Raw genomic sequence first — 7,847 nt, 5'->3', positions numbered from 1 at the left:
GGGCCAATGAGCTTCTCGCCCAGGTCGCCCGTGCCCGTGCCGAACGCGAGCCCGAGGCACCGACGACGCTTTTTCCCGAAATCGATGAGGCCGAGCGAGAGCAAACCATCAAGTCGGTCATGGTCGAATTGATGAGCGACCCCGATGCCGGCTTCCGCAACACCGCCCAGCTCTATCAGGATTTTTTGGTCCGCTGCCGCATCCGCCGCGTGCCGGGCGAGCCACCCGCCCTGCCAGCTTTCAAGCGCCTTCTTGCCATCGCCCGCGTGGCGCCCGACGAAGCAACTGCTTCATCCGACGGCTGGCAGCAGGCCCTGGCCTTGTCCGAAACCCTCACCGACGACGTGCAGGGCGTATTCCTCGTTCTCGCGCAAGCCGCGCTCACAGGCGCCCCCTGCCCGTCGGACGCAACGATCGCGCGCCTTTATGGCACCCATTCCACAAGCCGCGCCCGGCGTTTGCTCACCTGGTTCGAAGAGCGCGGCCTCATCGTTATCCGCACCGATTTCCGTAATCAACGCATCGCCGCCTTTCCAGATCTCGGTGTCGAGACGGCGCCGGGCGATGCCAATGGTCCCGATATCGTGGTTGAAGAGCGTGGCGCGGCCGAGTGATCAGCCGACGAGATTGGCGGTAAACGAATATTGCGCCGCAGCGCCCGGCCCGAGCAGCGCCGTGTAAGGCCGCTGGTCGAGCGCATCCGAACCGCCCACTTCCGCCGCGGTTCCCTGCCAGGGCTCGAGGCAGATGAACCCCGCGCCCGGCTTCGTCCAGAGCGCAAAATTGGGCAGGTTATCCCAGGTGAAGCGGATCGACGGCCCATTCTCCGACTTGTAGGTGAGGCCAGCGCCCGCGCCATCGGGAAAGAGCATGGCGTCTTTTTCGAAGTAGCCATGGTTGAGCACCATTGCACCATCTTCGAACGGCGATGGCAGCGGCTGCGGATCGACGAGACCGCCCGAAAGCCGGAACAGGTCGGGATTGGCGCCGTTGTCGAGCGTCACGCTGTGGCGTTGCCCTTCCCCACCCGGCAGCGGCCAGGCAAAAGCGGGATGAAAACCGATGCCATAGGGCATGATCTCATGGTCGAGATTGGTCACGCGCGCCGTCACGACGAGCGCCCGGCCTTCAAGTCGATGTTCGATATCGAGGCGAAAATCGAAGGGAAACATCGCCTTCGTCGCCTCCGAAGATTCGAGCCGGTAGGTGCAGCGTTCGCGCCATTCCTCGATCAGGGTGAAGGCGCTGCGCCGGGCAAATCCGTGCTGCCCCATCTGGTAACGCTTGTCGCCGACGCTGATGACGTCCATCGGCGCCCGGCCGACCATCGGGAACAGGATCGGCGAACGGCCAGTCCAATAGGTGGCATCGCCCGACCACAGCCAGTTGCGACCATCGCGCGTCGACAACGACTGCATTTCCGCGCCGAGCGCTGCGACATCGACAGTCAGGTCGCTATTGCTGATTCGGGTCAGTTGCATGCGTTTCCGGGCGTTTCGGGGGGAATTGTCTGCCCGGACCATAACCTGATGATGGCGCTCTGAATACTACCCTGCAAAAAATCTGCGCAGCCGCCTCGACCCGCCTTGGAGACAGCCGGGCGCTCCATCGTTTTCCTGCCGCCAGAGCGCCATTCCGAGGTCGAAAACGGCAAACCCGTCAAGGGTCTTAAGCATTGGTCTGACTTCGAAACGCAGATGATGCTTCACCGTCTGTCGCCTCTAGAATGGAGCCCACTTGCTCAAGCGCCTTGCATAAAGCTATGCCGGGCTCATGACCTTGCCGCCGCTGCCCATCGATGCCGCCCTGCCAGCTCTCGCCGAGGCCCTCTCGCTTGGCTCGGCAGCGGTGCTCGTCGCTCAGCCCGGCGCCGGCAAGACCACGCGCGTGCCACTCGCCCTTCTCGATGCCCCGTGGCGGCAGGACGGCAAGATCATCGTCCTCGAGCCGCGCCGCCTTGCCGCCCGCGCTGCCGCCAGGCAGATGGCCAGGCTGCTCGGCGAGGATGTCGGCCAGACCGTCGGCTTTCGCGTGCGCATGGAATCGAAAGTGTCGGCCCGTACGCGCATCGAAGTCGTCACCGAAGGCGTCTTCACGCGGCTGCTGCAAGACGATCCCGAACTCACCGGCATCGCCGCAGTTCTCTTCGACGAATTTCACGAGCGCAGCCTCGATGCCGATCTTGGCCTCGCCCTCGCGCTCGACGCCCGTGCTCTGCGGCCCGATCTGCGGCTCCTCGTCATGTCGGCCACCATCGACGGCGCCCGTGTCGCAAAACTCCTCGACAACGCCCCGGTCATCGATAGCCCGGGCCGGACCTTTCCGGTCGAAACCATCTATGCCGAGCCCGATCCGCTCGAGCGCCTCGAAGATCAGGTCGCCAAAGCCACATTGAGGGCGCTTCGCGAGCATGAGGGCTCAGCCCTTGTCTTCCTGCCCGGTCAAGGCGAAATCACCCGCGTCGCCGAACGCCTCGCCGGCCGCCTCCCCCCAAACATCGATCTCGCCCCGCTCTATGGCCAGCTCACCCCCACTGAGCAGGACGCCGCCATCCAGCCCTCCCCTCCCGGTCGCCGCAAGGTCGTGCTGGCGACCTCCATCGCCGAAACCTCCCTCACCATCGAAGGCGTGCGCATCGTCGTCGATTCTGGCTTCCGCCGCGTTCCTGTCTATGAACCGTCGACGGGCCTGACGACGCTCGCCACCGTGCGCGTTTCCCGTGCTGGCGCCGACCAGCGCCGCGGCCGCGCCGGCCGCACGGCGCCTGGCACCGCCATCCGCCTTTGGAACGAGGGCCAGACCGCTGCGCTCGACGCTTTCGATACCCCCGAAATTCTGGCCGCCGATCTTTCTGGACTCGTCCTCGACCTGGCCGCCTGGGGCGTTGGCGATCCCACGACGCTTGCCTTCCTCGATCCGCCGCCGGCGCCCGCCTGGGCCGAAGCGAAATCGCTCCTCGCCCGCCTCGATGCCATAGACGGTTCCGGCCACCTGACCGCCGCGGGCAAAGCCCTCGCCAGGCTGCCGCTCCATCCGCGCCTTGCGCACATGGTTGTTGCCGGTGCCGAAGACGGCGATGCCGAAACCGCAGCCGAATTGGCGGTGCTGATCGGCGAACGCGGCCTTGGCGGCGACGACATCGACCTTGGCCGTCGCCTCGATCGCTTCCGCACCGACCGCTCCCGCCGCGCCGACGACGCACGCGCCATGGCCCGCCGCTGGAGCAGGCTAGCCGGCGGCAGCAACGACGATCCGCGCGATCCCGGCCATCACCTCGCCCGCGCCTTTCCTGATCGCGTCGCCCAGCCCGCAGGCCCGCGCGGCCGCTTCCGCCTTGCCAACGGCCGTCAGGCGCAGCTCGATGAGACCCATTCCCTCGCCGGAGCGGGCTTCCTCGTTGTGGCTGACTTGACCGGCAGCGCCACCCAAAGCCGCATCCGTTCCGCCGCAGCGCTCGATCCAGCAGACCTCGAAAATCTCTTCGGCGATCGCATCGTCAGCGAAACGACGCTAAGCTTCGATCCCGCCTCCGGCGCGGTCCGCGCCCGCCGCCAACGTCGCCTCGATGCTCTGCGCCTCGCCGACGAACCCGCGCCTGTCACAGACTTCGAACAGGCGTCGACGCTCCTTGCCGAAGCCGCCCTCAAGCGCCCCGAGACACTCACTTGGAGCAAGGACCAGAAGGCCCTGCGCGCCCGCGCCACTTTTCTCCACCAGACGCTGGGGGATGATTGGCCCGATCTTTCTGACCCAGCCCTCGCGTCCGATCCATCCTGGCTTGTCCCCCATATCAGCGGCGAAACCCGCCTCAGCGCCATTACTGCCGATCATTTGGGCCAAGCCCTCGACGCCCTCCTGCCTTGGGCCAAGAGGCAGGACATCGATCGCCTGCTCCCGAGCCACTTTTCCGCGCCCTCGGGCAGTCATCTGCCCATCGACTATGGCGCCGAAAATGGCCCCGCCCTCGAAATCCGCGTCCAGGAACTTTTTGGCCTCGACCGCCACCCCAGCATCGCCAATGGGCGCGTGCCGCTTCTCCTGGTCCTGCTCTCCCCTGCCCACCGCCCCATCCAGACCACGCGCGACTTGCCCGGCTTCTGGCGCGGAAGCTGGAAGGAAGTCGCCAAGGACATGAAGGGCCGCTACCCCCGCCACCCCTGGCCCGACGACCCGATCGCGGCGCCAGCGACCAGCCGGGCAAAACCACGAGGAACATAGCTCACAGCGCGTCCAAGAATACCCCCAGCGTCATTGCCTGGCTTGTCCGGGGCAATCCATCCGCTTCCTCATGGACCAGCGGGACAAGCCCGGTAGTGACGACAAGCTCAAAAACGCAGTACAACAAAAAACCCGCGGCTCGCACCGCGGGTTTTGTTTCTTCAGGCCTTCGGCAAGAAATTCAGCGCCACACCATTGATGCAGTAGCGCAACCCCGTCGGCGGCGGGCCATCGGGGAACACATGGCCGAGATGGCTTCCGCACGTGGCGCAATGCACCTCGGTGCGCACCATGCCGTGGCTGCGGTCGGTCGTCGTTTCGACCGAACCGGGCAGCGGGTCGTTGAAGCTCGGCCAGCCCGTGCCGCTCTCGAATTTCAACGTCGATTCAAACAATGGCGTATCGCAGCCGGCGCAGGCAAAAGTGCCCTGACGGGTCTCGTGCAGCAGCGCGCAGCTGCCAGGCCGCTCGGTGCCGTGCTGGCGCATGATGTAATATTGCTCAGGCGTCAAACGCTCCCGCCACTCTGCATCGGTCCGGGTCACGGGATAGGCATGGGCATCCATGGCATCACTCCTTTGTCGCACTGTTATTCGCGGCTGATATAGGTTTAGTTACAGCCATCCGCCAGCGCCAGTCCGTTTCACTTTGCGCTGACCAGCCCCAACCCGCTGTCCGCAAATCGCCTTCGCCGGGGCGGCGTCGTTCCTTTGAGAGGTTTCATGTCCAAGCATATCGTATCGACCATTGCCGAGCTTGAAGCCCTCTATCTTCCTGCCCCTGCCGCGGCATCGACCGTCAAGGTCGCCCAGGCCATGACCCCGGATTATCGCCGCCTCATCGAAGCCAGCCCCTTTGCGGCGCTCGCCACCGTTGGCCCCGAAGGCATCGATTGTTCTCCGCGGGGCGACAAGCCCGGCTTCGTGCGCATCCACGATGACAAGACGCTGATGATGCCCGACCGGCGCGGCAACAATCGCATCGATTCGCTCCGCAACATCGTGCGCGACCCGCGCTGCGCCTTCCTGTTCCTGCTGCCCGGCTCCGGCACGACGATGCGCGTAAACGGCCGTGCCCAGCTTTCGATCGACCCGGACCTGCTCGAAAGCTTTGCCGTCGACGAAAAGGCACCCCGCTCGGTCATCGTGCTCGAAATCGATGAACTCTATTTCCAGTGCGCCCGCGCCATCGTGCGCTCGGAACTCTGGAACCCAGCCCGCCACATCGATCCCGCCACGCTGCCGACACCCGGTCAGATTCTCGCCGCGATGAGCGAGGATAAGGTCGGCGGCGAACCCTATGATAAGGCCTGGCCCGAACGCGCCGCTGCCACCATGTGGTAGCTCATTGCCGCATTTGTTCGGCGACCCGCGCCAGTGTCTTGGCGAGATCCGCCTGGCTGAAGGGCTTGGCAAGGCGCGGCAGCTTGAGCACCCGTGCTTCCTCGATATCGGCATAGCCGCTTGCCAGGATGATGGGCAGGCCTGGGCGCCGCTTGGTCACTTCCGCTGCAAGCTCGAGCCCGGTCATGCGCGGCATGGCCTGGTCGGTGATGAGGAGATCGATTCCGGGGTCGCCGTCGAGCGCTTGCAGCGCCGCCTGCCCCGAAAGCGCTTCGATCACGGTATGCCCCAGTTCCTCGAGCATGATCGTGGTATTGAGCAGCACCAGCGCATCATCGTCCACCGCCAGCACCTTGAGCGGCCGCCCGCTCCCGGCAATCGATTCGGCAACTTCGAGTACCGGCGCCGTGAACGTCTGCGTCGGCTCGATCAGCGCCGGCAGCCAGATTTCGGCGCTGGTGCCCTCGCCTTTGCTGCTGTGCAGCAACAGTCGCCCGCCAGATTGCTCGGCTATACCCTGCACCATCGAGAGCCCTAGCCCCGTGCCCTTGCCGACCCCCTTGGTGGTAAAGAACGGATCCGTCGCCCGCGCCAGCGTGCCTTCGTCCATGCCCTCGCCATTGTCCCTGACCGCCAGGCACACATAATGCCCCGGCGCGATTGGTGCATCGTTTGTCTCGATGATCGATTCCTCGGCCGAAATCACCAGCGCCCCGCCAAGGGGCATGGCGTCCCTTGCATTGACCGCGAGGTTAAGGAGCGCTGAATCGAGCTGATTGGGATCGGCGAGAACGCGCGGCAGGCTCGGCGGAAACCGCGTTTCGATCGCGATCGAGGGACCCAATGTCCGCCCCAAAAGCCCCGACATCCCGCGCACGAGATCTGGCAGGTCTACCGGCTTTTGCTCGAGCTCCTGCTTGCGCGCAAAGGCCAGCATACGCTGGGTCAGCTGCGCGCCGCGCTGAGCGGCCTGCCCGGCATTGTCGAGCAGCCGCCGATCCCGCTCTTCGAGCGACAGGCGGCGTCCCAGGACTTCGAGGCTCCCGAGCACCACCATCAAAAGATTGTTGAAGTCATGCGCGACCCCGCCGGTCAATTGCCCGATGGCCTCGAGCTTTTGCGCCTGAAATAGCTCCTCGCGTGTCCGGTCGAGCTGCTTTTGCTGGTCGAGCCTTTCGGTCACGTCGCGCGTGATCTTGGCAAAGCCGATCAGTTCGCCGTCCTCGTTGCGAATGGCGTCGATGACGACGCTCGCCCAGAAACGCGAACCGTCCTTGCGCAGGCGCCAGCCTTCGGCGTGGAAATGCCCCGCGCTGCGCGCCATTTCGAGCCCGCGGTCGAGCGTTCCCTTGGCGCGCTCCTCTTCGGGATAAAAGCGCGAAAAATGCTGGCCGATGATTTCTTCGGCGGTATAGCCCTTGATCCGCTCCGCCCCGAGATTCCAGCTCGTCACATGGCCTTGCGGGTTGAGCATATAGATCGCGTAGTCGGTGACGTTGAGCACGAGCCGCCGGAATTGCTCCTCGCTCTCGGCGAGCGCTGCCTGCGCCTTCTTGCGCTCGGTCAGATCGCGCGTGATCTTGGCAAAGCCGATCAGCGATCCATCGCGCGCATGGATCGGATCGATCACGACATGCGTCCAGAATCGCTCGCCGCCCTTGCGCTGGCGCCAGCCTTCGGCCTCGAATCGCCCCTCGCGTTCGGCCGTCTCCAGCGCCCGCTGCGGCATGCCTGCTTGGCGATCGGCCGGAAGATAAAAGGTCGAAAAATGATGCCCGATGATTTCTTCGGCGCGATAGCCCTTGATGCGCTCGGCGCCGGCATTCCAGGTCGTCACGAGGCCGTCGGCATCAAGCATATAGATGGCATAGTCGGTGATGGATTCGACCAGCAGGCGAAAACGTTCGTTCTCGTCGCTAAACCCTGCCGAGCGCCCCCGCTCATCCATTCATCCTGTCCCCCGCGCAATAAGACAAATTCATGAACGCCGCCCCTGCCCTGCAGTTGCCAGCATAAATGCAGTTACTGCAAGACGTCAGAGAACCGTAAGCGATTTGCTAAACTTCAGCTCGGTGATGGAAATGAATGGTGGGTGCGACAGGGATTGAACCTGTGACCCCTGCCGTGTGAAGGCAGTGCTCTCCCGCTGAGCTACGCACCCGCTGCGCTTGCGCAGGGAAAAAGAAGAGATGGTGGGCGTAACAAGGATCGAACTTGTGACCCCTACGATGTCAACGTAGTGCTCTCCCGCTGAGCTATACGCCCATCTCTCCGGGCCGGTTCAGC

Annotated in this window: 5 protein-coding genes, 2 tRNA genes and 1 pseudogene; 3 read left to right on the top strand and 5 right to left on the bottom strand. The window is 64.5% G+C overall.

Translation table 11 applies throughout. The features are described 5' to 3' along the window. Window positions 1-614, top strand: a pseudogene (locus tag VW35_RS21640) (ATP-binding protein); the annotation flags it as partial. On the opposite strand, the gene VW35_RS15770 reads toward VW35_RS21640, so the two are convergent. Beyond that, the gene (locus VW35_RS15770; protein WP_046144041.1) at window positions 615-1,481 is read right to left on the bottom strand and encodes an aldose 1-epimerase family protein; all 867 of its coding nucleotides are present in this window, start codon (window positions 1,479-1,481) and stop codon (window positions 615-617) included. A 292-nt stretch (window positions 1,482-1,773) separates the two neighbouring features. Between VW35_RS15770 and hrpB the strand changes: the two genes are divergently transcribed. After that, window positions 1,774-4,218 carry an ATP-dependent helicase HrpB gene (hrpB, locus tag VW35_RS15765; RefSeq protein ID WP_046144040.1) on the top strand — a complete coding sequence of 815 codons (2,445 nt, stop codon included), beginning with the start codon at window positions 1,774-1,776 and terminating at the stop codon, window positions 4,216-4,218. A gap of 161 nt (window positions 4,219-4,379) precedes the next feature. Here the strand turns inward: hrpB and msrB are convergent, their stop codons facing one another. After that, on the bottom strand, window positions 4,380-4,784 hold the full coding sequence (msrB, locus tag VW35_RS15760; protein ID WP_046144039.1) for a peptide-methionine (R)-S-oxide reductase MsrB: 405 nt from the start codon (window positions 4,782-4,784) through the stop codon (window positions 4,380-4,382). 156 nt (window positions 4,785-4,940) lie between these two features. On the opposite strand from msrB, the gene VW35_RS15755 reads away from it, so the two are divergent. Beyond that, complete coding sequence (locus VW35_RS15755; RefSeq protein WP_046144038.1) at window positions 4,941-5,561, top strand: pyridoxamine 5'-phosphate oxidase family protein; 621 nt, start codon at window positions 4,941-4,943, stop codon at window positions 5,559-5,561. 1 nt (window position 5,562) lies between these two features. Here the strand turns inward: VW35_RS15755 and VW35_RS15750 are convergent, their stop codons facing one another. The 3 genes from VW35_RS15750 to VW35_RS15740 form a co-directional block, all read right to left on the bottom strand. Next, the gene (locus tag VW35_RS15750) at window positions 5,563-7,509 is read right to left on the bottom strand and encodes a hybrid sensor histidine kinase/response regulator (protein WP_046144037.1); all 1,947 of its coding nucleotides are present in this window, start codon (window positions 7,507-7,509) and stop codon (window positions 5,563-5,565) included. 138 nt (window positions 7,510-7,647) lie between these two features. After that, window positions 7,648-7,722: transfer RNA gene (locus VW35_RS15745), tRNA-Val, on the bottom strand. A 29-nt stretch (window positions 7,723-7,751) separates the two neighbouring features. Further along, window positions 7,752-7,826 (bottom strand) — tRNA-Val (locus tag VW35_RS15740). Window positions 7,827-7,847 lie beyond the last annotated feature (21 nt).

The organism is Devosia soli (assembly GCF_000970455.1).
Taxonomy (GTDB): domain Bacteria; phylum Pseudomonadota; class Alphaproteobacteria; order Rhizobiales; family Devosiaceae; genus Devosia; species Devosia soli.
The sequence above is the reverse complement of the archived record's forward strand: the minus strand, read 5'-3'. Positions and strand labels throughout refer to the sequence as shown.